This window comes from Vibrio sp. McD22-P3 (genome assembly GCF_021568915.1).
Classification (GTDB): domain Bacteria; phylum Pseudomonadota; class Gammaproteobacteria; order Enterobacterales; family Vibrionaceae; genus Vibrio; species Vibrio mediterranei.
Map to the genome: position 1 here is coordinate 1 of NZ_JAKGTN010000038.1, position 25,826 is coordinate 25,826.

Genomic DNA, 25,826 nt, shown 5'->3' on the forward strand with positions numbered 1-25,826 from the left:
AAGATAAAGCTTATCAAACGGACGGGGTATGGCTACAGAGACACGGACTACTTCTTTCTGAAAATCAAAGCGGCTTTCCCCGGAAAACCGCGATGAACCAAAAATAAACAGCAAACACGATAAAGCTATCGCCAGCCAACTCCACATACACACACCTAATTCTTGTTATCCACGCCAGTGTATGGAGCTCACTTTTGCTGTCCAGTAGTAAGGTTGAAAAGTTGGACTTGCTTTAAATTAAATAAGATTGCCGTTGACAGTGGGCCAGATCATCGAAAATGAACTGACTCTTGTTAATCATTAGCTAAAAAACAAAAGCAAACGTTTCCCCTTTAACATAGAGATCGGAAGTCAGTTTCCACTAATGAACTAAAATCAGCGAAGAGAACTACGAAACAAAAAGTCACTAATATCTTTATATTTCAATACTTAAAAGATGACAACCAAGAGTCCACTGCACTTAGACTATAGTTCAAATTGCAACTTTTCTTCTCTTATACTAAGAATTTTTTGCCCCTCACTCTCACTGAACAAGATTTTCTTCAACATCCTGACCACTTACCAACACAAAGCTCACTTAGACCAAACAAAGCGATCGAAGACAATATAATCCAAAGCTTTAATAATAATCAATTTTGTGATCTATATTTTTTCTTTGATATCATTAAGTTAAAAACAACAAACCATCAAAAACACCACATTGAACAGATTTAAAGCTACGAAAATACACTGTTTTATTGACCATTAATCGCTAGTTAATGGAAAGAAAACTGCAAAAAATAGAAGATATTCACTTTCTAACTTGCCAAACATTAAAAAACAGTGCTATTCTGTTTAACAAGATAGGAATTCAAGAAAGGAGCAGTGTTATGATTTCATCTTCTCAGAAGCAGGGTCTAGTGATGATAGCCGTCGTGGTTGGATTAATGACACTGCCGATTCTTTACTAGCCAACGCTAGAAAGACAAAAAAAGGGACGCTTTCGCGTCCCTTTTTCATTTTAACTATTTACTTAGATAAGATATGAAGCACTTTTTCCCAGTGCACATAGTAAAAGCCCATCGCAAGCAATGTGATCAGTGCCATCAGCCACATGGCTGTGCGCCAAATGAATCGGCTGCTCCTCGGGGTTAACTCCTGTTCACACTCATCACAAGCTCTCATGAAACCAGATTTATCGTCTAGCTCATAATCATCTTCATGGACTATTTTATTGCGGATAGTGGCAATATATCTCAGTTTGCTAATGACATCATGCGGCAGCCGTTCTTCGCAGCTTGAGACAAGTTGATGCAAACCTTTTCCATCAGCACGATATTGCTGCCTCAATAACTTCTCTAAGCGTCTCGTTCGCAACACTACACTTTCAATGTCAGACATAAGCATCCCTCCCACAACCAGCAAAAATGTGAAAATAGGTGCGCTGGCTACTATCCAAAGATTTCATTCACTCCATTGTTAACTATCTGTATTAAGAATTCGACAATTGTTAGGTAAATTCAAGTAAAGATTTAAGCCTAAAAATGCGATTTTTTGTGTGATATGACCCTAAAATTGACTCGATGGTCGGGAGTTGCAGATTATTTTCTTCTGAATATGTGCGATCTTAGTTCCAGGCCACTTAGACATACGAGGTTTACATGCCTATATCACTGGTTATTATTCTCATCGTTTTGATCATCCTTGCTGGCTATCTTTTTGTTTATGTACAAAAAAAGCACACTGTGGGTGTTAATGCTCCAGAGAGAAAAGCGGCAGTCACTATCTTAGATAAACAAGTCGTCGTTACCGAAGATCCTACCCAAGAAGATGAATATTGGATTTACATCCAGAAAGGAACATTTGGTCCTAAACGCGAATTTCAAATTGGTGTTCATTACTATCACCACCTCAACCCAGGTGATAAAGGAGAGTTAACCTATCAAGGGGACAAATTCCTACACTTCTCACTAACTCGCTAATTTATTTAGCTTTGCTAGTAAGACTCATGCTAGCTTTAATTATCTAACTAAACATGGAAGTGACTCATGGATCTGCGAGTAAAGCTAGGTCAGCATTTATCTGTTGCGCTTATCACCATTTTGTCGGCTGGTTGCAGCGCAGCCTATCAAGGAAGAGTCAACGACGCTGAAGTCCATCTTGTCGACTACTTTCAGCGTTCAGAAGGCGCTCAAGCTCTGATAGATAACATGGATAAGCTAAATATCGAACACGCCTATGTTATGGGGCTACCTGTTATTAAGAAGTGGGATGCTTCTGCTCCTAAAGCACCGCGTTTTGTCTATGGCGATGATACCCCGGTCTACTATTATTCGCACACAGACGAATTGATTGCCCGCGAAGTTGAAGCGTTACCCGCGGTAAGCCAAGCCAGATTACATCCTTTCCTGAGCGGCTTTAATACTACCGATCTCAATGCCGCAGAGCTTATTGAAAAGGAACTCAAGTATCGACCTGGTTTCTGGCAAGGTATTGGCGAAGTGATTACTAGACATGATCATTTAACAGCTTTGACTGCCGACGAGAAACCGCGCGCTAATCACCCTGCGTTGCAAAAAGTGTATCACCTCGCCGCACAATACGACTTGCCCGTGCTGTTGCACACCAATATCACGTCGCAAAGAGAAGATAATCCACTTTATTTACAAGAACTCGAGCAAGCATTGAGCACCAATCCAGACACCCGCTTTCTATGGGCTCACGCAGGTACCACGTCCACTCTTACTCGCACTATTAAAATGAAGTTTCTCTATGAAACCGTCTCAGATTTACTCAGCGAGCATGATAATCTCTATATTTTGGCGTCGTGGACTCTGATCGACGTCATGATGCCTGAGGGCAAATTGGATCGACGCTGGCTAGCACTTATTGAGGCTTACCCAGATCGATTTATGGTTGGCAGCGACGTAGTTGGAGCATTTGGTTATCAGCAAACCGCATTAAGCACTTGGCATCCCATTTTGTCAGCGCTGCCTAAGAACATCGCAGACAAAATGGCCTACCAAAATATGTTGGACGTACTTCCCAAGACTCGCTAGCTAAGCGATTGCATTTTTTGACTCCAGCGCTGCGCATCTGCCAGCGCTGAGAACACCTCATTTTGCGACAAACCTAAATGCGCTCGATGACGCTCCACACCTTGCCAATCTGCCATTTCAAAGCACTCTCCTAGAGACAATAAACAGCCATACGGACCTTCACGCTCCAGAAGTGCGCCTTTAATCTCATTAGAGAGAGGAAGCTGATGCAGCAACTTATCTAAGGAGAGGTCCATCAAAGCATCTAAGATAGAAAACAAACCAATCATAAAGGCTTGATCCCGGTGCTGTTTGAATTGAGGATGTTTGGTCATCAAACGGCAAAATTGAGCTCGTTGCAATGAAAGTTCATACAGTGCCTTCGGCTTATTACTAGAAATAAAGGATGCAACCGTAAGAGAGACAAACAATTTAAGCTTCTCTTGACCGAGATAAATAAGTGCCTGGCGAAAAGAGGAAATTTCAGAATCTAAGCGAGGACTGAGCGTATTCACAAATTGCAGCAGCTTATAAGAGAGCGTCACGTCTTTGGAAACAATTTGCTCAACCTTATCAAAGTCGACTTCAGGTACACACACTTGCTGGAAAAGCTCCATGGCCACCAGCTGCTCAGAGCTGATGTAAACTTGCTTCTCCATAATAGGCTTACTAAAAAAGAAACCTTGGAAAAACTTAAAGCCCGCTTGTTTAGTCAGTAGAAACTCTTCTTCAGTCTCAACACGTTCAGCAAGGTAGTGACGAGGGCTTCCTTTCGCCTTTTGTTGTATAACAAAAGCACACGCTTTCTCTACACCCATCGCCATAATGTCTAGCTTTACAATCTGCACAAACGGCAAGAATCGCTCCCAAGCCTCTCTGTAGACAAAATCATCAAGCGCTATCATATAGCCCAGTTGATGAAGTTCTTTGACAACCTGATAGAGCTCGTCGTTAGGCTGGCAAGTCTCTAGGATCTCAATCACCACGTTCTGCTTGGGCAAAATTAACGGCAAGCGACGTATAAGGCTTTGGTGTGGAAAGTTAATAAAACATCGCGACGCAGTGATGCTAGGGTTGGTCCCTAATGACAGATAGTTCTCTGCTATCAATCGATAGGTAGCCCTATTCGCTTCAACGTGTGCAGGAAACGCGTTTTTTTCGCCGTCTCGAAAAAGAAGCTCGTAGCCTAGTGTATGACGACGAGCATTAAAAATGGGTTGGCGAGCAACGTAAGTAGCGTACATATCTAAGCCAATCAGGCTATGATTTTGCGGCGGCCAGCAGCGCACCACAACCGACAAACATCGAACCAAACACCTTGTTTATCTTCGCCATGATACGGTCAGAACGAATAAAGCGTCCCATTTGCGACGCTAGAGTGGTATAGCCAAGCATGACCATTGCATCAATCGCCACCGTGGTCACACCCAGAATGGCCAGCTGTGTTACTTGATCGCCATTCGGATCAATAAACTGAGGAAATAACGCCACCAGAAACACGATAGATTTGGGATTAGTCAGGTTGATAAAAACCGCACTGCGCATCAAGTTCCATGCACTGCGATTGTCCTGTTCCGCCATTGCGGTAACCGACGATGTATCACGCCATTTTTGAATACCCAACCAAATCAAGTAGACCACGCCAATCCATTTAATCACGCTAAAAGCAATCGCCGATTGAGCCACTAATGCCCCAATGCCTGCACCAACGAGCACGATATGTATCGCTAAGCCTATCTGCAGTCCAGCAATCGCGGCTAACGATTTACGCGTCCCATAACTGATACCATTGCTAATCGAGTTCACCGTACCAGAGCCCGGCGCTAAACTAAAAACAATCGCCGTTAAGACGTACGCTAACCAAACATGATAATCCATTGTATTTCCTTACCACTGATTTATTCGTATCCTAGTAATGAGGATAGTGGGCAAAAAGCATTCTATTCGATTCAAAAATATCGAAAAAACAGCATATTACACATAATGCACCAGATAGGCTAATTTATGAGCAAATTAAACGCTACCGATGTCACTTATACTCAAGAGCCACAATTTGAGCAAGCTATAAACTCACAAATTGCTCAATTATGGGAGAACCGACAGGAAGGTACGCTAAAAGCAAAAGACGGCACCAAGCTCTTTTGGTGTAAGCTAACTCGCCCGGAGCATCAAAAAGCACTCGTTGTTGTGAATGGCCGCATTGAATCGGCTTGGAAATACCAGGAGCTGTTCTATGACTTCTTTCAGCAAGGCTACGACATCTATTCCTTTGATCATCGTGGACAAGGACTCTCTACTCACCTAGCACCAAATCCTGAAATGGGCCATGTCCATGAGTTTGACGACTATCTTGACGATATGCAGATGATACTGGATACGTTCGAACTTGAGCGCTATCAGCAACGTCACCTACTTGCCCACTCAATGGGCGGAAACATCGCCACACGTTTTATTCAAACTCGCCCTCATCATTCATTCGATAAAATAGCGCTTAGCGCTCCTATGTATGGCGTGAGTGTGCCATGGTACCTCAAGCCCATAGCGACCATAGTCGCGCAGATTATGACGGCTATATACCCGAAACCAACGTTTGCACCAGGGTATCAAGGTTATGTCGCTAAACCCTTCGATATCAACCCTCTTTCACAAAGTGAAGTACGCTATCACTGGTTCCGAGACCTGTACGAGAAAATGCCAGAACTGAAGATTGGTGGACCAAGCACTCGCTGGGTTTGGCAGGGTTTAATGGCTGCAAAGCAGTGCATTCAACAAACTCGACAAGTAAAAATACCGCTTCTCCTCGTACAAGCAGGCGCGGATCAAATTGTTAGCAATCAGGACCAAAGTAAGTTCATCAATAAGCTTTCACGTACCAATCACCAAGCTCAAATGATCACGGTTCAAGGGGCTAAACACGAAGTACTGTTTGAAAAAGATGAATATCGCAATCAAGCAATGGATGCAATTCGCCATTTCTTTAGCGCCGAGAAGCGATAACGCAATTGGTAACAGTTTGGGTAAATGAGGAAATATTTCTGTAACCCATTTACCCTCTTTTTCTGGTTTAATATCCCCTACAATAGAGCCATTCCACAATGCTGCGAATTCACCCTATCCTCCAATGACAAAGAGAGAACTATGACCCTTAACCGCGATTCCATCAAAATTGTTGCTTCTGATTTAGACGGTACACTACTGGCAACAAACCACCAGCTTAGTGATAACTCCAAACAAACACTTAAGGAACTTCACGCGAAGGGATATACGTTTATTTTTGCCACTGGTCGTCACCATGTGGACGTGGCTGGGATTCGTGAATCAGTGGGTATTCCTGCTTACATGATCACGTCAAATGGTGCGCGTGTTCACGACCAAAATGATCAATTGCTGTATAGCCAAAACGTGCCAGAGGAACTGGTACAACCGATTGTTGACGTGCTAAGCACAGACAGCGAACTATTTGTTCATATGTATCAGGATGAAAAGTGGCTACTCAATCAAGAAGATGAGTACTTACGTAAATTCCATACAGAAACTGGATTTACTTACCACTTGTTCGATGCGACCCAAGCACCAACTTCTGGTATTGCAAAAATCTTCATTACTCATCCAAAGCAAGACCATGAACATTTAGTGGAATTTGAAGATGCTTTACGCGCCAAGTTTGGTGATTCCCTAAACATCGCGTTCTCCACTCCTTGGTGTTTAGAAGTCATGGCAAAAGAGGTGTCGAAAGGTGACGCTCTGCAAGCCGTGGCAGAAAAACTTGGCTTTGGCTTAGAAAACTGCATCGCTTTTGGTGATGGGATGAACGATGTGGAAATGCTAACAATGGCAGGCCATGGTTACATTATGGAAAATGCGCACGACAAAGTGAAACGTGCTCTACCTAACAATGAAGTTATTGGTAGTAATGCCGATGATGCCGTCGCTGAGTTTTTAAAACAAAACCTTATCTAACACGACGATTCCAACCGTCAAATACTCCCATTCTCGCCCCTATGTAGCGCATATCCTAGCTATCGAGAATGGGAGTTTTGTTATCTGGCGACTCGGCTTAAGATGGCTTGCCATTCAGATTCAGTAACGGGCATCACAGAAAGTCGGTTACCTCTTTTCACCAAAGGCATCTCCATTAACTCCGGCATAGTTTTCAGTACGCTCAACGGCAACACGCGCTTAAACTTTTCGCCAAATTCAATGTCTACCATTAGCCAGCGAGGATTTTCGGGATCAGACTTCGCATCGTAGTAATCGCTTTCAATATCAAACTGAAAATGATCGACATAAGCCTCTTTGGTGATCGTCGCTAAACCAGCTACACCAATTTGCTTACATGAAGAGTGGTAGATCAATACCGAATCACCCACCTTCATCTCATCACGAATCATGTTTCGAGCTTGATAGTTGCGAACGCCCTCCCAACAGGCTGTACCTTTGACACGTAATGTATCAATCGAAAATTCGTCTGGCTCTGTTTTAAATAACCAATATGCCATAATGGTCCTTGTATGTGTTTTTCTTGTAACTTTGACTGACTAAGGAAGAGATTAATGAAAATGTCGCGTTTACCGCTCGCATTTGCTCCACTCATATTGCTTCAAGCGTGTTCTTCTTTCAACACTACTGATTCAAACAAGGACAGTCAGGTTCCTCAAGCTGAACTGTCTCGTCCAGAAACTATCACACCGCAAACCTATGTGATGCGTGGCCAAGCGGTTATTGGTCACGAGACTCGCACTATTCAGCCGTGTGGTAGCCAACATCAATATTGGCTTCAATTACCGAAAGAAGTGCGAGAACAAGCAGAAAGACTCACACAAAGACCCTACCAACCAGTTTATGCTGAAGTCATCGGTTATTTAGAACCGCCGAGTCATCGTGGTTTTGATTCTGATTACACGGGTCGTTTTGTCGTTAAACAAGTCAATATGATCACCGCAGAAAACCCAAAACGCTGCAAGCAGCCACTTCGTTCCACGCAAGTGTTAGGGAACGAACCATTTTGGTCACTAAAGTTTGATAATGCGCAGCAAGCCAGCTTCACCTTATTAGGTGAAAATAAGCAAACCCTAAAGCTGAAAGACACAGCTATTACTCAAACCACACGTCGTTATGAATTTGATAATGCTAATCTGCAAATGAGCAGTAAGCCGTGTAGCGATACCATGAGTGACACCATCTATGGATGGAGTGCGGCGCTCACCATGGGTGAACAGACAAGACAAGGTTGTGGCACCTTATCGAACAGTGACAACACCCTCAAATGGACGGGCGAGTATCTTGCGCAATCCACAGAGACCGCCGGTTTTACAGTCTCTATGACGCTGCTTCCTGATCATACAGCCATTACCCGCTATGAATATCCAGACAACTCACCCGCAACGGAAGAGCGTGGATTTTGGCAGCAACTCAACAACCAACAGGTTCAAGTCATCATGACTCGCCACCAACAGCAGTACCTTGTGTCACAGCGAATTTTCACCCTGTCAGATAACCAGTTAACAGCAACTCAAGAAAAAGTTGGTGATGTACTCTATCCGATCGCTAATGGCGGCTTGGTGTTGTTCAAGAGTAATTAACCATGACGCAAGTGTGCACAACTTGTGGTTTTATCCACAATTGCTACTGTGAAGCGATCCCGACGATCGCTTCAGATCTTTGTTTTACCCTACTAACTCATCCTAATGAGTTTCAGCGAGAAACTAATACCGGCAAACTTGTTGCGCGGGTAATCAAACAGGTCAATATCCGCGAATGGCAACGTAAGCAGCCTGACCCATACTGCCTGCCTGAAAGCAGTGTATTAACGCCAGTCTTGGTGTTTCCTGATCAAGACAGCATGCCACTAACACAGTGGCAAACACAGCATCCCTCAGCAAGTAATTTCATCGTACTGGACGGGACGTGGCAAGAAGCGAAGAAAATGTTGAATCGCAGCCAGTGGCTACAAAACTTACCTAAAGTTCATCTTGAAGCGACGCAAAGCTCTCAATATCAACTAAGACGTAATCAGGAAGCGGGTAATCTGTGCACGTTTGAAGTGTGTGCACAAATGGTCAGAGAGCTAGAAAGCAGTGATGACGCCAACGCAATGCTGACGTTCTTTGAACAGTATTTGCAGTGGTTTCAAGCAGAGCGTAGTGGGCACGCTCTGCCTAGTTGTTCTCAATAAAGCACGTTATAACTTAAGCTCAAGTAACTGTTGGATATGATTAATTTCAATATCTGGCAGTTGCTTGAGACGCACCGTCTGCCTTGGCGATTTTGCTTTGTCGTTAAACCAGCAAGCACTGAAGCCATTACGTATCGCTCCAGCAACATCAGTGATCACATGATCTCCAACATGCAGGATATGACGACGTGGCATGGCTAGGTGTTGTGCCGCTTTATCAAACATATCGGGGTAAGGCTTAGCTCGTCCATCGGGACCCGCTTTAAGGATCAGATCGAAGTACCGACTGAGCCCTATCTTCTCCACGCCTACATTACCATTGGTGATAGCTACTAGTGGGATCTGTTTACTCAACGCCGACAGCACGTCATGTGTTTCATGTGGAACATCGAAATCGCTACGCCAAATCAATACCTTTTCTATCAGCGTTTGTGCAGCCTTGGTTGCTTTTAGATCATCGTAACCCAAATGCTCCAAACCCTGTTTAATCTGCTGATATCGCCATTGGGTCACGTCGTGTTTTAACGCAGGATCCGCTTTAACCAATGCCATCTTAAACTCATGCCACTGCTTTTTATCCCAACGCTGACTAATTGGGTGCTGTTGATATAACCATTGTGCCGCTTGCTGTTCTACGCGGATTATCACCGGGAAATTATCGTAAAGCGTATCATCAAGATCGAAGGTCATGGCCTGAATAGGGGGAAAGCTACGATAAAAGCGCATTTACTCGTCCTCTTTCTTTTTGGGCGTACCATTCTTATGGGCACGAGGGTGTGCCTGATCATAAGCTTGAGCCAAATGTTGAAAGTCGAGGTGAGTATAAATCTGAGTGGTCGAGATATTTTCGTGGCCAAGCAGCTCTTGCACTGCTCTCAGGTTATTACTCGACTCGAGCATGTGCGTAGCAAATGAGTGACGCAGTTTATGTGGACTAACATGGCTAGCAAGAGACTGCTTCTGCCCCCATTCCGCCATACGCTTTTGCACACTGCGATGAGAGATCCGAGTACCAAGCTTAGACACAAATAACGCTACCTCACCTGGCTTGGCTAGTTCTCCACGAACTTTGAGCCATTTCTTCGCCCACTCAGTGGCGTAGCCTGAAAATGGCACCTTACGTTCTTTGTTACCCTTACCAATAACGCGAAGCTCGCCGCTGGATAAGTTCAGATGTTTGACATCAATGCTGACCATTTCTGCCAAACGCAGTCCAGCACCGTACATCATTTCCATCATGGCGCGATCACGTACCGCCAGTGGATCATCTTCATCAACTTCAAGCAGTTGGTTCACTTCATCGACATCGAGGTTTTTCGGCAATGGACGTTGCTTACGCGGAGCACTTACACCCTTCGCTGGGTTTGCCGTGAGTTCGCCACGTAAAATCAGAAAATCAAAGAAGCTTCGCAGCGATGAAAGCCTCGTGGCGATGCTGCTAGCTTTCATTCCCTCACGCATACCTTTACCCGCAAGCTGCCTTACCCAGCCGGCATCAACTTGCGTCCACGCACCAATACCCATTTCATGCAAGTGCATGCCCATGGTTTCTAACTGTTGACGGTAGTTACGTTGCGTGTGGAGACTTAACCCTTTCTCACTACGAAGGTACTCGTAGAATCGCTCTAGCGGCTTTTGCAACCCACTAGGCAGTACTTGGTCTGACATCGTCTTCCTCTTGCGCCTGCCACTCTAAACTTTCACAAAGATAAGAGACCACCAGCGCTAAGTGTCTTAAAAATAAGGTATCCATCTCCGGCTGAAAATGACCGCCATCCTCGCTGGAAAAAATCAATAAACCTTGGGCGAATTGACGCTTTAATGGCAATACTACATACGAACCGAGTTCAGGAACTTTTCCGTTGGCAATCTGCTGCTCAGTAAATAGCATGGTTCTGTCAGCTTGACGAAGACGACCTAGATAAGCGTCTTTTCCATTGAGATGATTGGTGGTAAAACGCTGCCAACTTTCCATAGAAAGCGGGTCGGCACTTTGTTCATCAATTAGCTTCAAGTAACCATTAAGGTTAAGCCCTTGAGCCGTTTGCTTAATCGCATTTACAACACTTTGCAGATCTCGGCACTTGAGTAGATTCTCTTGCAGTGACATAAACTCATAAAAGGTTTTGTCATTGCGAGCAGCCAGAGACATCAAGGCAGTAATTTCTTCTTCCAGTGCTTCAATACGTTCGCGCTGTCGTTGTAATTGGATACCTACGAGAGAAACAGCACCTTGCTGTTGGTGCGGTAGGGAAAGGGATTCAACTAGCGACTCTCTACCCTTAAAAAAATCTGGATGATCAGAAAGATATTGTGCTACCACTTCTGCTGTAAGGTGGTTCGCTTCAAACTCAGACAAAATGTTTCCCTTTATTCCCTGTCAGTAGATAAAAAATGGCGGGCCTATTTCTAGGACCCGCCATTAGTATATACCCAAGTGACCTCAAGGTGCATTGACTAGCAAGAAATCTGCCCATCAAACACGTGAGTTGCAGGCCCCGTCATAGTTAACGGGTGGCCTTCGCCTTTCCAGCTAATCTTTAAGTCGCCACCCGGCAAGTGCACTGTGACATTCTCATCCAATAACCCTTGGACAATACCAACTGCGACAGCACCACAAGCGCCACTGCCGCAAGCCTGAGTTTCTCCCGCCCCACGCTCGTACACACGAAGGTTCACTTCATGGCGACTCAGCACCTGCATGAAGCCTGCGTTAACGCGTTCAGGGAAACGTTCATGCGACTCAAGCAATGGACCGAGTCTATCAACGTCAGCTTCTTCAGTGCTATCGACCACCGTTACGACATGTGGATTACCCATACTCACCGCACCACAGAACAGCGTATGCTCCCCAGCACGTAAGATATAGGTTTTCTCTTTTTGCTTCGCTTTGAAAGGAATCTTGTTTGGCTCAAACTCAGGTTGTCCCATGTTCACAGTCACTAAGTCGTTCTCTTCCAACTTCAAGACCATTTTGCCTTTCTTGGTGCTAACACTCACGCTGTACTTATTGGTCAAACCCTTCATCTGCACGAAACGCGCAAAGCAACGCGCACCATTTCCACACTGCTCAACTTCACTGCCATCGGCATTAAAAATGCGATAGTGGAAGTCAGTTTCTGGATCATACGGCGCTTCAACAATCAAAAGCTGATCGAAACCCACACCAGTATGCCTATCCGCCAAGCGACGAATGAGATCGGGTGAGAAAAATACGTTCTGGGTAATACAATCAACAACCATAAAGTCGTTACCCAAACCGTGCATTTTAGAAAAGTGGAAATGCATAGTGGTTCTATTACTCCGGTAAGATGCTTTCTAATTCCCAAAGACTTTGCAGAGATTCGCGCTGACGCACGACATGCGCCTTGTCTCCATCGACAATGATTTCTGCAACACGTGGACGCGTGTTGTAGTTCGAAGACATAACGAATCCATAAGCACCTGCTGAGCGAACGGCGAGTAAGTCGTTTTGCTCTAAGACCAAAGAACGGTCTTTACCGATAAAATCACCCGTTTCGCAAATAGGGCCAACGAGGTCGTACGTTATCGCTTCACCCTCTCGTGGTGAAACCGGAATAATGTCTTGCCACGCTTGATACAATGCAGGTCGCATCAAGTCATTCATCGCCGCATCAACAATCGCAAAGTTCTTATGTTCGGTATGTTTTAGGAACTCAACTTTGGTCAACAGCACACCAGCATTCGCCGCAATAGCGCGACCTGGTTCGAAGATAAGCTCAAGCTCTGGGTGATTCTCTAATCGAGCTAATAGTGCTTTCGCATAATCTGAAGGCTGTGGCGGTAATTCATCACGATAAACCACGCCTAGACCACCACCAACATCAAGGTGCTTAATATTGACACCATCAGCACGCAACTGGTCAATGAGAGCAAGCAGACGATCTGTCGCATCAATAAACGGTTCAATATCAGTAAGCTGTGAACCGATATGACAATCGATACCATGGACTGCAAGGTTTGGCAGGCTTTGAGCAAACTTGTACACTGCTGGAGCGCGATCAAATGCGATACCAAACTTATTGTCACGCAGACCCGTCGAGATATAAGGGTGCGTGTTAGCATCTACATCCGGGTTAATTCGCAATGAAATCGGCGCAACTACACCCATTTCACCGGCGACTTGATTAAGTCGTTCTAATTCAGGTTCAGATTCAACGTTAAAACACTTAATGCCTAGCTCTAGAGCGCGGCGCATCTCTTGTGCCGTTTTGCCCACACCAGAGAATACTACTTTGCTTGGCTCACCACCTGCTGCCACGACGCGTTCTAGCTCACCACCAGAAACAATATCAAAGCCAGAACCAAGACGTGCTAGCGTATTTAACACACCTATATTGGAGTTCGCTTTTACCGCGTAGCACACGAGATGTGGGTGGTCGCCCACCGATTTATCAAACGCATTCCAGTGACGTTCTAGCGTCGCTCGTGAATAGACGTATAGCGGAGTGCCGTATTGCTCGGCAAGTTGCGTAAGTGACGTTTCCTCGGCCCAAAGCTGGCCATCGTCCTGATAGTTGAAATAATCCAAATCCTGTATCCCTTTACACTGTATCGATGGCGGTGATTATTGAGCTTGCTCATTTGCTGGTGCGTCATCAGCAGGAAGATAAAGTGGTCCAGTTTGGCCACATCCCGCTAATGTCACTACGACGAGCATAAAAAATGCGGTAATCGTCTTTTTCATTTTGCATATCGTGATTATTGAATCAATGCCCCCTATAATCGCACCACGAATTAGAAAAGCAATAGGATTACAAAATGAACGACACGGAATTTCACCAATTAGTCGATGAGCAGATGCAAAACATCGAAGAAGCGATTGATGATTCAGGTGCAGATATCGATTATGAAGTGTCTGGCAATGTCATGACTTTGGAATTTGAAGACCGTAGCCAGATCATCATTAACCGCCAAGAGCCGATGCACGAGATTTGGCTCGCGTCTAAATCCGGTGGATTTCATTTCAAACTGATTGATGGCGCTTGGACCTGTTCAAAAACCAATGTTGAACTTATGGACATGGTCAAAGCCGAGTGTGTGAAACACGCCGGCGAAGACATTGATTGGGTTTAAGCGTTCACCGCTTTAGACGTTTTAGAGTTTGGAGAGCCATCATTACGATAAGGAATGATATAAGGTTCTCCCTCTTCAGGATGAATCAGTTGGTAATACTGCGGTAAGTTGAAGTTAATTAACTTCGATGACATTTCACTATCAACGTTCGACGTGTAGAAGCTATTTACACTCGCAATCATCTCATCTTTGCTACCACGCATCTGATGATACACTTCTACCTGGTTAGATTCGTCAAGCACGTAGATGTTGAAACCATTATCGGTATCTTCAAAGAAGAACTGAATCAAGCCTTCACTCGCAAAGCCATCCACTACGTCGGGTAGTTGGAACTCTTCTTCACGATCCAGCATAAGAAGTGGTGAGCCCTGCAATTTATTGGTCGAGATACTACGATAGAAATCTACTGAGTTTTCCAGTTTTTGTACTGACACGCCGCGACGCTCAAAGAACAAGCCATACATTTGGTTCGCCACTTTAATCGCTTTAAAACGACGACGTTTCTCTTGGTCAACAGGTTTTAAGCGTAGCTCAATACACTCTGCAAGTAGTTGATAGACGGTATTACGTAGGACACCACGTAAGTTTTTGCTGTAGCAGAACACATCCACAGACTCAGGTGGTAACGCATCTTGGTGCATCTTACCTAACACTGTTTTCAATGCGTCAAGCATCGCCGTTTCCCCTTCAAAATGAAGAGTACGAACTTCATGCCACGAATTACGGTAAACCAGATCTACCGAACCGATAAGACTTTTTCCTTCCTGTCCAAAACTCAATATATCAACATTTTTCAGGTCGACTTTGGACGTTTTGGCGGACAGTTCAGAGGTTGGGTCATTTTCAAAGTTGATAAACATCGCCAACTGGCTGATTTCACAAGGACTACCAAGCGCTTGCATACTTGGACGACGTTTACGTAATGAGAAAGTATTACGCAGATCACTCACCATCTGATAGAACTTATCGATGTCGATATGCGCTTCACGCACCACAGAGTTGAGGTGAGTCGATTCGGTAATCAAGCCGTTGAAAAACGCCCACGCCACCAACTTACTCAGGTATTCATTATGCTCAAGAGCAGGTTGCCCTAAGATACGATGTGGAATGAGTGGTTGCTTGTAAAGGTACCAGCCGGACTTGTAGCTCTTGCCCTCTTTAACCTCGATAAAGGTCAAATCTGGTTCGTGCAAATCAGGAGAAATCTGGGGATTGAGCAGCGTCACCTTACCAGGTAGAACCTCAAAAGCGGCGTAAAGCTTACGCGCTAGAATACTGATGTCTTGAGGACTGATGGCAGAGGTAATGTCGTTACGACGAGCGAACTGAATCAAATTACGGTAACTGAGCATTAAGGCATCTAGCAATGCATTGTGCACTACCATCACTTGCTCTACCTTCCAGTTACGACGACTGTCTAGTTCTTGCAGTACTTCTTGTGACCACTGCCATTGAGCAGTCATTTCACTTAACGCTTCACGACGCCATGGCACAGAGCCTATACCAGGCTCACGAGATAGCTTCTCATGAGTTTTAAGGTAGAAGCAACGACGCACTAAATCTAGACGTGTCGTATCACCAATACGTTCTAGATAACGCGTGACCTTTTCAAGCATCAGGTAATACGCATCCATACCATAGAGATCGGGCGCATCGGCAAAGAAGCGTCGCTTAGTATCGATACTGAGTAACTGAGTATGTGGATATTCCCACGAGTACGCTTCCAACAGAATCGCTTTTAACACCGATTTGTAAGGCGAATCGATACTCTTGTATAGCTGCCATAAGCTTGAGCCAAAGTACTCTTCTGCAGGAATTCGATTGAGTCGACCGAAATCAATCCACTCCTCACAATTGATGTATCCATTTTGGCAAAGCTGCTCGACATAATCTTCGTAGCACTCTTCCATTTCCGGTGGCACGATTTGCCACAACAATCTTTGACCACCTAAGCGTACGGCTGAGCGGTAGAACTCATCCAGCAACAATAAGTGCTGCGATGAACCACAGTTATCACCGGTCATTTCTTCGGAAATATTGCTGCGAAAGCGCTCTTCATCCATTAGGAAGAAATTGGCTTCAACACCCAAGCCTTTGGCCCAATCGGTGATCAACAAGCATTTATTGCTCAGCTTTTCACGAGCTTCGGTCGGCATATCTGGAGAGATACAAACCCAGATATCCAAATCACTTGATGTACTTTGGCCGATCGACGAAGTACTGCCCATAGTGTAAAGGCCTAGAATATCGTGTTGACGCGGCTCTGGCAGCGGTTGCCCCAAAGCTAATGCAATATCATCAAGGAACTGACGTTGAACGTCATTTGCTTCAAAACCGCAAAGTCCACTTGGGCTGTCAGTTTCAAAGAAGCCGGGAATAATAGGATGGTTGAAGTGGAAAAGCGCTGGAATTAGTTGGAAAACACGTTGTCCTTGCATATCCATAAGCGCCAGCGCGCGTTCAATTCGCTGCTGGTTGAGATTATCAAGTCTCTGGATAAGGGTATGAGTGTATGCCTGCAAGGGTGATTCCTAGGTCTAATCTAACTGCTATATTGCGTAGGTTTTAAACAAACAAGCGTTCAAAACGTGATCAATGTATCATTTTTATTATAGGCGGTAAAGCAATACTCGGCACTACAACCCCTCACAGCACAACATCGAGGATTTGGTTTTGCCTTCCAAATCATAGCGGACAATTCTAACAGTAGTCGCAATAACAAATGCGATTAACCTCACACTATTAACAATATTTGTGACAAGCAAAGTTGTCGTTTGGGAGAGCCCTAGGGAAATCACTAAGCTTTTCATAGAGACAGTGTTAGGATTGTGCCACGACCAAAAACAAAGAAATGCTTACGAGAACGATATGACGCAAACTCAGCCAATCCGAATCGCTACCCGAAAAAGTCCTCTTGCCCTGTGGCAGGCTCATTATGTCAAAGATGCCCTTATTGCGGCGCACCCAGGACTGGAAGTTGAGTTAGTCACTATGGTCACCAAAGGCGATATCATTTTAGATACCCCGTTGGCGAAAGTGGGCGGTAAAGGCTTATTTGTTAAGGAACTGGAAGTCGCCATGCTTGAAGGGCGTGCCGATCTTGCGGTGCACTCAATGAAAGACGTTCCTGTAGACTTTCCAGAAGGCCTAGGCCTTGTCACCATTTGCGAACGTGAAGACCCTCGTGACGCTTTCGTTTCCAATACTTACACTAACATTAGCGAACTGCCTCAAGGCGCTGTGGTAGGTACTTGTAGTCTTCGCAGACAATGTCAGTTAAAAGAACAGCGCCCTGACTTAGTCATTAAAGAGCTTCGAGGCAATGTAGGGACTCGTTTAGGAAAACTGGATAACGGTGAGTATGACGCCATTATCCTTGCTGCCGCAGGCTTGAAACGTCTAGAACTAGAATCACGTATTCGCAGCTTTATCGAACCTGAAGAATCCTTGCCTGCAGTTGGTCAAGGTGCGGTTGGCATCGAGTGTCGCCTTGATGATGAACGATTGATTAAATTACTCGAACCTCTTAATCACGCTAACACAGCCGATCGTGTTCTGTGTGAGCGAGCCATGAACTTAACGTTAGAAGGCGGCTGCCAAGTGCCGATTGGTAGCTACTCACTGATCGATGGCGACGAGATTTGGTTACGAGCTCTTGTCGGTGAACCAGATGGTTCAAAAATCGTTCGTGGTGAAATTCGTGGTAAACGAGCGGATGCGGAAGCCTTAGGCGTACAATTAGCGAATCAACTGCTCGATGATGGCGCAAAAGAAATCCTAGAAAAGCTCTATCAAGAGCACGAGTAATGACTGATGAGAGTATTGGTTACACGCCCTGAAAATCAAGGCGCAGAACTTTGCAATCTCATAGAAAAAATGGGGGGCATTGCCCTCCATCAACCACTTATTGATATTCAGGACAATCTGCAGCTTTGTTTAGATGACGACCAACTGCAACGTTCGGATATCATCATTGCCGTCAGCCAATACGCCGTCTATGCCTTCCATCATATTCTTACTCATCAGCAACTCTCGTTACCTGACTCCTGTATTTATCTAGGGGTTGGTCAAAAAACCGCACATGAATTAAGCAAACTCAGCCAACAAAACGTAAACTATCCGACGGTAAGTGATAGTGAACACCTACTGGCATTACCAGAGTTGGCGAATGTGTCAGGAAAACATGTCATCATTCTTCGAGGCAACGGCGGCCGAGAACTCATTTATGATCAGCTTTGTGCACTTGGTGCAGATGTTCAATACCTAGAAACCTACCAACGCAGATATCTGCCACTAAAAATAGACGCAATAAAACAATGGCGCTCAATGGGTATCGACACTCTGGTCGTTACCAGTGGTGAACAACTTGAGTTTTTATTGTCTCAAGTATCAGAACCAGAATTGAACTGGTTAACACAACAACAGCTATTGGTTCCGAGTGAACGAATTGCTACTTTAGCGATGACAAAGGGATTTAATAACGTTACCAATACCCAAGGTGCATCGAACTCTACAATATTTGCTGCTCTCCAGCGTCTAGAAATAGGACTTAACAATGACCAACAAAAATAAAGACGAGCAAATCCAGTCTGAAGAACAACAAGACGTTAAGGCTTTAGCCCCAGAAGCTGATACATCGAAAGCTGAACAAGAAACTTCTCAACACGAACAAGCTAAACCACCAACGACTGCACCGGAATTCGAAGAAAAACAGGGCAAACGTGGTGTTAAGCTTGGTGCGGTAGCTATTGTTTTAGCAGTTATTTTTGGTGGTGGTCTCAGCTACCAAATGCAAAAGCAGGCCAGCGATTATGAAGCGCGCATCGCCAAGCTTGAGTCACAACTACAAGCGACAACAAGCAATTTAAGCAACGAAATGCAGCAAGTGCAGTCGGACACACTTAAACAAGCAAAAACAGTGACACATAAAGCCGAAGTCGTGTTAGGCCAGCAACAAAAAAGTATTGAAAGCCTGCAACTTGCGGTTGCCGACGTTAAAGGTCGTCGCCCTAATGATTGGCTTCTGGCTGAGGCCGACTATTTGGTTAAACTCGCGGGTCGCAAACTGTTCTTGGAGCACGATGTGGTAAGTGCGACACGTTTGATGGAAAGTGCTGACCAGCGTATCGCTGCACTCAACGATCCAAGCTTAGTGTCTCTGCGCCAGTCAATGGCAAATGACATCACCAAGCTACGTACTGTTCCACTTATTGACCGCGACGGACTCGTACTGCGACTAACTTCGCTACAGCAAGAGGTTGATAAGCTACCTCTTGCCAACGCCATCCTTCCTGATGCACCTGCTGTCGAGAAACGCCAAGTTTCACAAGACATCTACGATTGGCAAGATAACCTGATGACGTCGTTAAAAGACTTCTCAGAAAACTTTATTACTTTCCGTACTCGCGATGGCAATGTAATCCCACTGCTTTCACCTGAGCAGCACTTCTATCTCAAAGAAAACATCAAATCTAAGATAGAAACTGCGATTCGTGCGGTATACAAAGAACAAGGCGAGATCTATAAGGTGTCGTTAGAAACCGCAGAGAAATGGTCAGAATCGTTTTTTGATATGGACAACAATAGCGTTAAAGAGTTTAACGCTGCGCTAGGCAAACTGAGCCAACAGAATATTCAAGTTAACTATCCAGTCAAATTGGAAACTCAAGCTCAATTATCCGATGTCATCAACGAACGTCTGCGCCGTGAAGTCACCACCATCATCACGGAGGAGAAATAATGATTCGATTAATCTTTCTCTTCGTCGTACTTGGTGCGGGTCTATTTGTTGGTACCCAGTTTTCGGGCCAGCAAGGTTATGTACTGATCTCAATTGCCAATAAAACCATCGAGATGAGCGTTACAACCCTAGTCGTGTTTGTTATTGCAGCTTTGGCGGGGCTGTTTCTGCTCGAATACATCATCAAGAAAATGCTTTACACCAGCGTCACGACATTTAATTACTTCAGCGTTCGTAAAATGCGTCGTTCACGCCGCTATACCAATGAGGGTATCGTTAAGCTGCTAGAAGGTGATTGGAAACTTGCAGAGAAAAAGGTAACACGTTGGGCTAACTATCACGATATGCCGCTTTTATGTTATCTCGTCGCTTCTGAAGCTGCCTTAGGGCAAGGTGACAAAGCGAAGCGTGACCATTATCTAGCGCTGGCCGCTAAACAGGAAAACTCCGATCTTGCCGTTCAGCTAACTAGAGCGAAACAAGCGGTTCGAGAAGAGGAATGGGAAGTTGCCGCGAGTACTTTAGAAACTCTCAAAGCAGAACACCCAAACAACTCCATTGTTTTGAGCTTGCAAAAAACAACCTATCGAGAACTTGGCGAGTGGCAAGCCTTAATTGATTTACTGCCTAAACTCCATAAGGCAAAGCTCATCGATGAACTAGAGCAAAATGAACTGAACGAACGCGCTCAATGTGGATTGCTAGAAGATATTGCTAGTCAGCAAGGCAGTGAAGGTTTAATCAATCATTGGAATAAGTTGCCACGTAAAACACGCCAAAGCACCCACTTAGTGGGCTGTTTTAGTAAACAGCTTATCGCTCGAAAGGCTGATGCAGAAGCGTTTACTGTAATTAAAGAAACGTTGAAAAAACAGGGTCATGATGACTTGTATAAGGTATTACCAGAACTAAACCTTGCAGATACACACCCTGTTGTTGTGCTACTTGAAGATGTTGTTAAAAAGCAACCGGATACACCTGAAGCACAAAGTGCACTAGCGCAATTCTACTTCCGAGAAGAAAAGTGGCCAGAGGCGCAACGTCATTTCGAGCGTGCCCTATCGCTTCGTCCTGATGTTTCTGACTATGCCTATCTAGCTGATACTTTAGAAAAGCAGAATTTATCTAAAGCAGCAAGTGAAGTGTCGAGAAAAGCGTTGACACTTATTGAGAGTAAGTAGGCACTATTACTGTTAAAAAAGCTCCTAACGGAGCTTTTTTTATAACTGAAAATCATCTAATGCTTGTTGAGTAAACTTGCTGGTAAATGCATTAATTCTACTGTGGTCTGGACTCCAGCCTAGCAAGAAACGTTGATAGTCAGCCCAGGCCAATCCAAATAGTGCGCGCCACTCCTTGCAAACACGGTTAGCATTAATTTCCGGTTTAAAATGTTCTATCGCTGAGTGCAGCTGTATGAAGTAATAGTCAAGGTAACCCGCTACGTTTAAGTCAGCCGTTGAAAAGTCTAATGTCGTGGTAAAGAACAAAGCGACATCTTTAACTCCTACACCACCCCCTACGTATTGAAAATCTACCGCAGATACAGCACTACCTTGTTTATTGAAGCAGAAGTTAGCCAACTTTGCATCCCCATGTACCAGCGTTTGGTATGGACACTCGTTTAACTTTTCATCAATGATATGCGCAGCTTGTTTAAAGCGTTCATCTTGCATTGCTTGCCATTCGTCAGGACGAGTCGCTAAGTGCCAGTAAGTACCTTGTTTCCAAAGCCCATTCGTATTCGCTCCAAGCCAAAAAGCATGAAACTGAGCAAGCCACTTTAGAACGCTTTTTATCTCCATCTCTGTTGCTGTTTTCACTACTCTAGCGCGCTCTAATAACTTCAGATCCTCAAGAATGAGCTCAAGGTGAGATTGATACTTATGAGCAGAGAAACACTGTGGAGCCCAGCCTGAGGGCATTGTCGATACGAACTCCTGATACCAAGAAAACTCTACTTGATAGGACTGGAGCTTTCTTTGATGTGAAAGTTGAGTATTCCACCCTTTAGGGTGGCTAGCTGGTACTTCATCAGGTAATTGAATCGCTTTGACAATAACACTAGATAAATGGGATTGTGCGAGCTCAAGTCTAACTAAATGCCCATAGCCACTCCATAGAGTCTGAATAAGCTCACAGGAGAAAACCTGAGCCTCATTACCAATAACTTCTCGAAGGGTTGGAGTGACCGTAAAGTCAGATAATATCAAAGTAGACTTCCTAGGTTGGCTGCCATAAAACGGACTCTTACTTTGACAGAGTTAATGATGAAACGAAAGATCAGCGTTTCTCAAGATGTAAAAAAGCCCGCTGATTACTCAGCGGGCTTTTTAATGTGGCGGAGAGATAGGGATTTGAACGCTACGCCTAAAAAATAAATTCGCTTATTTTACAAAGGGTTATCTAGAACTCTGGAAAATCAATTTGTTGGTCTGTCTGGTACAGATTAAAGCCCATTTCATGGTTTAACGTCAAGATCTATCAGATTGATATGTTAGTAAGTTAATAAGTTACTGCACTAACTTACTTTACCTTGCGGACTGAGTGACTGGTACATTTAGACAGGGCCTTGCCAATGTCTTTACTGATTTAGCGAGCAACTTATAACTACTGGTATGGAAAGTTAGTTATGAAGAGCTAATGTGTGAGTAAAATTACATTAGCAAAAAGACTGGCTAAGCTGCTTTAAGTTAAAGTGGCTTACTCTCATGTCACCTAGAATAATTTTCTCTATCAAAAATTAGACTGACATCAATTGTTACATTTTCCTTTGATTGATATCATTGCACTGCAAGTGGTTTAATATACAGAATGGAATATCATAATGATAAAAAAAGTTATAATTATATCTATGCTAAGTTTGCTGGCAGGTTGCTCAGCCACTCAAACAGCAATGACAAAACAAGACTTATCTATTGAGTCAAAAGTATCAAACCCAGTTGTTCTGGAGCCCTTAGCGCCTGAAGAGAGAATTGTTTATATCCGAGTTAAAGATCTGACAGGGAATTCTATGAGAAAGGAGATGACAAGATCTATTCGAAGCAGCCTTGCCCTAGAAGGAGTTACAGTAACAAACAACCCAAAAGAAGCAAACCTCATGTTGAGCGCATTCGTTATGTCAGCACAAAAAACTACAAAAGATGAGATGAATGCAATGGTTAACTCTGGCTACAAAGGTGCGGCAGAAGGTGCTCTAACAGCAGGTGCTATTACCGCGATTGCAGGAGGAAGCGGAAGAACAACAGCAGGTGTCGCTCTTGTTGGGGCGGCGGTAGGTTTTCTCGCAGACACTTTAATAGAAGACTCTTATTATACTTTTGTTCTCGATGTTGAGCTAAGGGAAAGGCCTCTAGTAGGTGATGAAATTACAAATAAAAAATCAACGGTAAATGCTGGTGGTTTTTCAGGGACGAATAATGCGTCTGTAACTGTAGGTAAAAGCTCCGTTAATAGAGGTAAAAACTATAACTGGATAACCTATCAAACTAGAATCATTACAGTTGCTAATAAAATGAACCTAAATATCGAAGAAGCAATTCCAAAGGTTCAAGAAAAGACATCAGATACACTCTCTGAATTTCTTCTTTAATTAAAAATCATTTAAAAGCCCTTGCTTATGTAACGGTCATAGCCCATTAATTTATGACCGTTATAGCCATAGTTAGTCTATTCTCTTTGGAGAGCTGAATCCCAGAAAAATCTCTACTAAATACTAGTTTACTGTGCTCTTGAGCGATAAATAACCCTATAGGTAATAAATATATGAAGGTATGGCCATGTTCAACTTCTGAGGACAACTCAGTTAGTAAGTTAATAGGTTACTGGACTAACTTACTAACTTTGCTCTTCGGATTGAGTAACTGACATTTTGGATAAGACTTCGCCATGGATTTTATAAATTAGTAAAATATGGATTACTAAAGGTATGGAAAGTAGTTTATGGTGGAACGTAATATTGGTTTGGATTTATTTAGATGAAAAAAACAGTCTGGAATACATTGTTACCACTGCTAGCAGTTTTTTGTACGCTCTTAGCAATCTCGCTGTATTTTGAAAAGCAACGCGCTAATTCCTATAAGCTAGATGCATTGATCTATGAAGTAACCCTAAATACAGAGAATAACCTCAATCAAATAACTAATAGCTTAAAACAAACTCTTCTAGCACAGTTTAAACCATGTAGTCCTGCATCATTACTCAAATTAAATGACCTCGTTTTTGAAAACGAGCATATTCGTTGGGCTTCGATTCTATCTAATGGGCAAATAAAGTGCGAGACCAATCGAAGAAACTGGCTACTGGAAGAACCTTTCTCTCCCAAGAAGCACTACATAACATCTCAAGATTACCTTACAAGTGCCACCAGAAATAACGATACAGATACCTTTATTGGTGTCGAATTGGGAGCTTATGATGTAATAGTCGATATTGATTTAATGGATTCAATCATAGACAGCTGTACAGACTGTGCTCAATTTACTGTTAAGCTAAACACAGTACCACCTTTTACTATAGCAAGTGATGCAAAGGTTAAATCACAGGAGAGGGAGGAAGTCAAAGTTGATGTTAACTCTGATCTCATAGAGTCTTTAGTTGTCATAACTAAACCGCGATTTTTCAATACATTGAAACTCGACAACAAATTAACTATAACTGCTATTTTAATTGCGCTACTGTTAACCATAGTTCTCTATGTACTCTACTCCAAGAATGTTTTTCTTTCCGTTAAGATAAGGTTTGGCATTAAAAATAACGAATTTGTCCCTTACTACCAACCCATAATAGACACGCATACAAACTCCATACTTGGCTCAGAAGTACTAATGCGCTGGGAAACTAATACAGGTAAAATTATCAAGCCACAAAACTTCATCCAACATTCTGAAAAAACTGGTCTGATTTTATCGCAGACCTACTCCATGCTGGATAAGGTTTTTAAAGATATAAAAAAGTATAAATGGGATGAAACAGCATTAATTTTCAGCATAAACATTACCCCTGACTTTCTCATCGAAGATAGCTTTTATTATCAACTGCTGTCGCTGTGCACTTATTATGATATAGCCCCTAATAAGTTCGCAGTAGAAATGACAGAACGTCAAGATATTTTAGATTCTAAGCAAATACATCAAGCACTATCGAAGCTAAAGACTATCGGTGTTAGTGTCAAACTAGACGATATTGGAGTAGGGTATAGTAGTTTACTTTATTTGGTTGATTACCCCATAGACACAATCAAATTAGACAAAAGCTTTATTGATGAAATTACAGACAATCCGCGTAAGAACCTTGCTATCATATCAACCCTTATTGAGCTTGCAAATAGGTTGCAAATGGATGTAGTTGCTGAAGGCGTTGAGACGAAAAATCAGGTTGAATACTTACGCGAAAGAGGCGTTCGTTTAATTCAGGGCTACTACTTTTCAAAACCAGTCTCTAACAATCTCTTTAATGCACTACTTTCAAAAAAATTCAATCAATAGCTGAAGGTTGTGTATGGCAGAGAGCCAAGAGACACTTCTCTTGCCCGCAGGTGGTGTTCATCTTTTACGAAGTAAAAGTGTGACACTATCGCAGCGGGTTGCTATTGCGTCACACTTTTTAGTGTGACGGTTTTTTGTGTTTCGATTAGCTAAGATTGATGTCAAAGCTGTTCACTGCATCAATCAGCTCCTGAGGCTCAAGACGCTTGGCGTAGTGCCCATAGGTCATGGTGTTATGCTTATGTCCAACGACCTGAGCAACGAGATGTTCAGCGACACCTGACTTTTGTAATTCATCTATCACCGTATGC

25 protein-coding genes are annotated in these 25,826 nt (G+C 43.6%); 13 read left to right on the forward strand and 12 right to left on the reverse strand.

The window, feature by feature from the left end:
- Positions 1-1,008 precede the first annotated feature (1,008 nt).
- Complete coding sequence (locus L2W36_RS26180; protein WP_006074713.1) at positions 1,009-1,380, reverse strand: hypothetical protein; 372 nt, start codon at positions 1,378-1,380, stop codon at positions 1,009-1,011.
- Between the two features lie 260 nt (positions 1,381-1,640).
- Between L2W36_RS26180 and L2W36_RS26185 the strand changes: the two genes are divergently transcribed.
- Both L2W36_RS26185 and L2W36_RS26190 read left to right on the forward strand, forming a co-directional pair.
- Positions 1,641-1,961 carry a DUF2500 domain-containing protein gene (locus L2W36_RS26185; protein ID WP_006074712.1) on the forward strand — a complete coding sequence of 107 codons (321 nt, stop codon included), beginning with the start codon at positions 1,641-1,643 and terminating at the stop codon, positions 1,959-1,961.
- A 66-nt stretch (positions 1,962-2,027) separates the two neighbouring features.
- The gene (locus tag L2W36_RS26190) at positions 2,028-3,038 is read left to right on the forward strand and encodes an amidohydrolase (protein ID WP_236111976.1); all 1,011 of its coding nucleotides are present in this window, start codon (positions 2,028-2,030) and stop codon (positions 3,036-3,038) included.
- Here the strand turns inward: L2W36_RS26190 and L2W36_RS26195 are convergent.
- Entirely contained in the window at positions 3,035-4,261 is a 1,227-nt protein-coding gene (locus tag L2W36_RS26195; protein WP_062463207.1) for an EAL and HDOD domain-containing protein, read from the reverse strand. The genes L2W36_RS26190 and L2W36_RS26195 overlap by 4 nt on opposite strands.
- 16 nt (positions 4,262-4,277) lie before the next feature.
- Complete coding sequence (rhtB, locus tag L2W36_RS26200; protein ID WP_236111977.1) at positions 4,278-4,895, reverse strand: homoserine/homoserine lactone efflux protein; 618 nt, start codon at positions 4,893-4,895, stop codon at positions 4,278-4,280.
- Between the two features lie 126 nt (positions 4,896-5,021).
- Here rhtB and L2W36_RS26205 point away from each other — a divergent pair, with 126 nt between their 5' ends.
- Positions 5,022-6,014, forward strand: a complete 993-nt coding sequence (locus L2W36_RS26205; protein ID WP_062463213.1) for an alpha/beta fold hydrolase — start codon at positions 5,022-5,024, stop codon at positions 6,012-6,014.
- A 141-nt stretch (positions 6,015-6,155) separates the two neighbouring features.
- Positions 6,156-6,977: a Cof-type HAD-IIB family hydrolase gene (locus tag L2W36_RS26210; RefSeq protein ID WP_006074707.1), complete on the forward strand. Its 822-nt coding sequence runs from the start codon at positions 6,156-6,158 to the stop codon at positions 6,975-6,977.
- Positions 6,978-7,057: 80 nt separating this feature from the next.
- Here L2W36_RS26210 and L2W36_RS26215 read toward each other — a convergent pair whose 3' ends face one another.
- A complete protein-coding gene (locus L2W36_RS26215; protein WP_038231102.1) occupies positions 7,058-7,516 on the reverse strand; it encodes an EVE domain-containing protein in 459 nt (152 codons plus the stop codon).
- A 54-nt stretch (positions 7,517-7,570) separates the two neighbouring features.
- On the opposite strand from L2W36_RS26215, the gene L2W36_RS26220 reads away from it, so the two are divergent.
- Positions 7,571-8,599: a COG3650 family protein gene (locus L2W36_RS26220; protein WP_062463217.1), complete on the forward strand. Its 1,029-nt coding sequence runs from the start codon at positions 7,571-7,573 to the stop codon at positions 8,597-8,599.
- A gap of 2 nt (positions 8,600-8,601) precedes the next feature.
- Positions 8,602-9,192 carry a tRNA-uridine aminocarboxypropyltransferase gene (locus L2W36_RS26225; RefSeq protein WP_062463220.1) on the forward strand — a complete coding sequence of 197 codons (591 nt, stop codon included), beginning with the start codon at positions 8,602-8,604 and terminating at the stop codon, positions 9,190-9,192.
- A 6-nt stretch (positions 9,193-9,198) separates the two neighbouring features.
- Here the strand turns inward: L2W36_RS26225 and yigB are convergent, their stop codons facing one another.
- The 6 genes from yigB to lptM all read right to left on the reverse strand — a co-directional run bounded on the left by yigB (position 9,199) and on the right by lptM (position 13,900).
- Positions 9,199-9,918, reverse strand: a complete 720-nt coding sequence (gene yigB / locus L2W36_RS26230; RefSeq protein ID WP_236111978.1) for a 5-amino-6-(5-phospho-D-ribitylamino)uracil phosphatase YigB — start codon at positions 9,916-9,918, stop codon at positions 9,199-9,201.
- Positions 9,919-10,860 (reverse strand): tyrosine recombinase XerC, encoded by a 942-nt coding sequence (gene xerC / locus L2W36_RS26235; protein WP_006074702.1) that lies wholly within the window; start codon positions 10,858-10,860, stop codon positions 9,919-9,921. It lies immediately after the preceding gene.
- Positions 10,838-11,551: a DUF484 family protein gene (locus L2W36_RS26240; RefSeq protein ID WP_006074701.1), complete on the reverse strand. Its 714-nt coding sequence runs from the start codon at positions 11,549-11,551 to the stop codon at positions 10,838-10,840. Before L2W36_RS26240 ends, xerC begins: the two co-directional genes overlap by 23 nt.
- A 98-nt stretch (positions 11,552-11,649) precedes the next feature.
- Positions 11,650-12,480, reverse strand: coding sequence for a diaminopimelate epimerase (dapF, locus tag L2W36_RS26245; protein ID WP_006074700.1), 831 nt, complete (start codon positions 12,478-12,480; stop codon positions 11,650-11,652).
- 10 nt (positions 12,481-12,490) lie between these two features.
- Positions 12,491-13,744: a diaminopimelate decarboxylase gene (lysA, locus tag L2W36_RS26250; RefSeq protein WP_006074699.1), complete on the reverse strand. Its 1,254-nt coding sequence runs from the start codon at positions 13,742-13,744 to the stop codon at positions 12,491-12,493.
- Positions 13,745-13,780: 36 nt separating this feature from the next.
- Entirely contained in the window at positions 13,781-13,900 is a 120-nt protein-coding gene (gene lptM / locus L2W36_RS27585) for an LPS translocon maturation chaperone LptM (RefSeq protein ID WP_006074698.1), read from the reverse strand.
- 74 nt (positions 13,901-13,974) lie between these two features.
- Here lptM and cyaY point away from each other — a divergent pair, with 74 nt between their 5' ends.
- On the forward strand, positions 13,975-14,289 hold the full coding sequence (cyaY, locus tag L2W36_RS26260) for an iron donor protein CyaY (protein ID WP_006074697.1): 315 nt from the start codon (positions 13,975-13,977) through the stop codon (positions 14,287-14,289).
- Here cyaY and L2W36_RS26265 read toward each other — a convergent pair.
- Entirely contained in the window at positions 14,286-16,811 is a 2,526-nt protein-coding gene (locus L2W36_RS26265; RefSeq protein ID WP_062463226.1) for a class I adenylate cyclase, read from the reverse strand. The two genes, cyaY and L2W36_RS26265, sit on opposite strands and share 4 nt — an antisense overlap.
- A 346-nt stretch (positions 16,812-17,157) precedes the next feature.
- Here L2W36_RS26265 and hemC point away from each other — a divergent pair, with 346 nt between their 5' ends.
- The 4 genes from hemC to L2W36_RS26285 are packed head-to-tail and all read left to right on the forward strand — an operon-like array spanning position 17,158 to position 21,210.
- Positions 17,158-18,096 (forward strand): hydroxymethylbilane synthase, encoded by a 939-nt coding sequence (gene hemC, locus L2W36_RS26270; RefSeq protein WP_062463229.1) that lies wholly within the window; start codon positions 17,158-17,160, stop codon positions 18,094-18,096.
- Between the two features lie 6 nt (positions 18,097-18,102).
- The gene (locus tag L2W36_RS26275; RefSeq protein WP_038231090.1) at positions 18,103-18,861 is read left to right on the forward strand and encodes a uroporphyrinogen-III synthase; all 759 of its coding nucleotides are present in this window, start codon (positions 18,103-18,105) and stop codon (positions 18,859-18,861) included.
- On the forward strand, positions 18,845-20,029 hold the full coding sequence (locus L2W36_RS26280; RefSeq protein ID WP_062463231.1) for a uroporphyrinogen-III C-methyltransferase: 1,185 nt from the start codon (positions 18,845-18,847) through the stop codon (positions 20,027-20,029). The genes L2W36_RS26275 and L2W36_RS26280 overlap by 17 nt, the downstream gene beginning before the upstream one ends.
- Positions 20,029-21,210 carry a heme biosynthesis protein HemY gene (locus L2W36_RS26285; protein WP_062463234.1) on the forward strand — a complete coding sequence of 394 codons (1,182 nt, stop codon included), beginning with the start codon at positions 20,029-20,031 and terminating at the stop codon, positions 21,208-21,210. Before L2W36_RS26280 ends, L2W36_RS26285 begins: the two co-directional genes overlap by 1 nt.
- 39 nt (positions 21,211-21,249) lie before the next feature.
- On the opposite strand, the gene L2W36_RS26290 is transcribed toward L2W36_RS26285, so the two are convergent.
- On the reverse strand, positions 21,250-22,242 hold the full coding sequence (locus L2W36_RS26290; RefSeq protein ID WP_236111979.1) for an aminoglycoside phosphotransferase family protein: 993 nt from the start codon (positions 22,240-22,242) through the stop codon (positions 21,250-21,252).
- A 614-nt stretch (positions 22,243-22,856) separates the two neighbouring features.
- Between L2W36_RS26290 and L2W36_RS26295 the strand changes: the two genes are divergently transcribed.
- Positions 22,857-23,621, forward strand: a complete 765-nt coding sequence (locus L2W36_RS26295) for a complement resistance protein TraT (protein ID WP_236111980.1) — start codon at positions 22,857-22,859, stop codon at positions 23,619-23,621.
- Between the two features lie 385 nt (positions 23,622-24,006).
- Positions 24,007-25,515: an EAL domain-containing protein gene (locus L2W36_RS26300; protein ID WP_236111981.1), complete on the forward strand. Its 1,509-nt coding sequence runs from the start codon at positions 24,007-24,009 to the stop codon at positions 25,513-25,515.
- Positions 25,516-25,826: the final 311 nt, after the last annotated feature.

Excerpts from the sequence above, each read along its gene's own strand:
- L2W36_RS26275 (WP_038231090.1), top strand. The coding sequence starts at position 18,103 with ATGAGAGTATTGGTTACACGCCCTGAAAATCAAGGCGCAGAACTTTGC.
- L2W36_RS26225 (WP_062463220.1), top strand. The coding sequence starts at position 8,602 with ATGACGCAAGTGTGCACAACTTGTGGTTTTATCCACAATTGCTACTGT.
- L2W36_RS26190 (WP_236111976.1), top strand. The coding sequence starts at position 2,028 with ATGGATCTGCGAGTAAAGCTAGGTCAGCATTTATCTGTTGCGCTTATC.
- L2W36_RS26180 (WP_006074713.1), bottom strand. The coding sequence starts at position 1,380 with ATGTCTGACATTGAAAGTGTAGTGTTGCGAACGAGACGCTTAGAGAAG.
- xerC (WP_006074702.1), bottom strand. The coding sequence starts at position 10,860 with ATGTCAGACCAAGTACTGCCTAGTGGGTTGCAAAAGCCGCTAGAGCGA.
- L2W36_RS26220 (WP_062463217.1), top strand. The coding sequence starts at position 7,571 with ATGAAAATGTCGCGTTTACCGCTCGCATTTGCTCCACTCATATTGCTT.
- rhtB (WP_236111977.1), bottom strand. The coding sequence starts at position 4,895 with ATGGATTATCATGTTTGGTTAGCGTACGTCTTAACGGCGATTGTTTTT.
- lptM (WP_006074698.1), bottom strand. The coding sequence starts at position 13,900 with ATGAAAAAGACGATTACCGCATTTTTTATGCTCGTCGTAGTGACATTA.
- cyaY (WP_006074697.1), top strand. The coding sequence starts at position 13,975 with ATGAACGACACGGAATTTCACCAATTAGTCGATGAGCAGATGCAAAAC.
- dapF (WP_006074700.1), bottom strand. The coding sequence starts at position 12,480 with ATGCATTTCCACTTTTCTAAAATGCACGGTTTGGGTAACGACTTTATG.
- hemC (WP_062463229.1), top strand. The coding sequence starts at position 17,158 with ATGACGCAAACTCAGCCAATCCGAATCGCTACCCGAAAAAGTCCTCTT.
- L2W36_RS26285 (WP_062463234.1), top strand. The coding sequence starts at position 20,029 with ATGATTCGATTAATCTTTCTCTTCGTCGTACTTGGTGCGGGTCTATTT.
- L2W36_RS26205 (WP_062463213.1), top strand. The coding sequence starts at position 5,022 with ATGAGCAAATTAAACGCTACCGATGTCACTTATACTCAAGAGCCACAA.
- L2W36_RS26195 (WP_062463207.1), bottom strand. The coding sequence starts at position 4,261 with ATGTACGCTACTTACGTTGCTCGCCAACCCATTTTTAATGCTCGTCGT.
- yigB (WP_236111978.1), bottom strand. The coding sequence starts at position 9,918 with ATGCGCTTTTATCGTAGCTTTCCCCCTATTCAGGCCATGACCTTCGAT.
- L2W36_RS26185 (WP_006074712.1), top strand. The coding sequence starts at position 1,641 with ATGCCTATATCACTGGTTATTATTCTCATCGTTTTGATCATCCTTGCT.
- L2W36_RS26280 (WP_062463231.1), top strand. The coding sequence starts at position 18,845 with ATGACCAACAAAAATAAAGACGAGCAAATCCAGTCTGAAGAACAACAA.
- L2W36_RS26300 (WP_236111981.1), top strand. The coding sequence starts at position 24,007 with ATGAAAAAAACAGTCTGGAATACATTGTTACCACTGCTAGCAGTTTTT.
- L2W36_RS26215 (WP_038231102.1), bottom strand. The coding sequence starts at position 7,516 with ATGGCATATTGGTTATTTAAAACAGAGCCAGACGAATTTTCGATTGAT.
- L2W36_RS26295 (WP_236111980.1), top strand. The coding sequence starts at position 22,857 with ATGATAAAAAAAGTTATAATTATATCTATGCTAAGTTTGCTGGCAGGT.
- L2W36_RS26210 (WP_006074707.1), top strand. The coding sequence starts at position 6,156 with ATGACCCTTAACCGCGATTCCATCAAAATTGTTGCTTCTGATTTAGAC.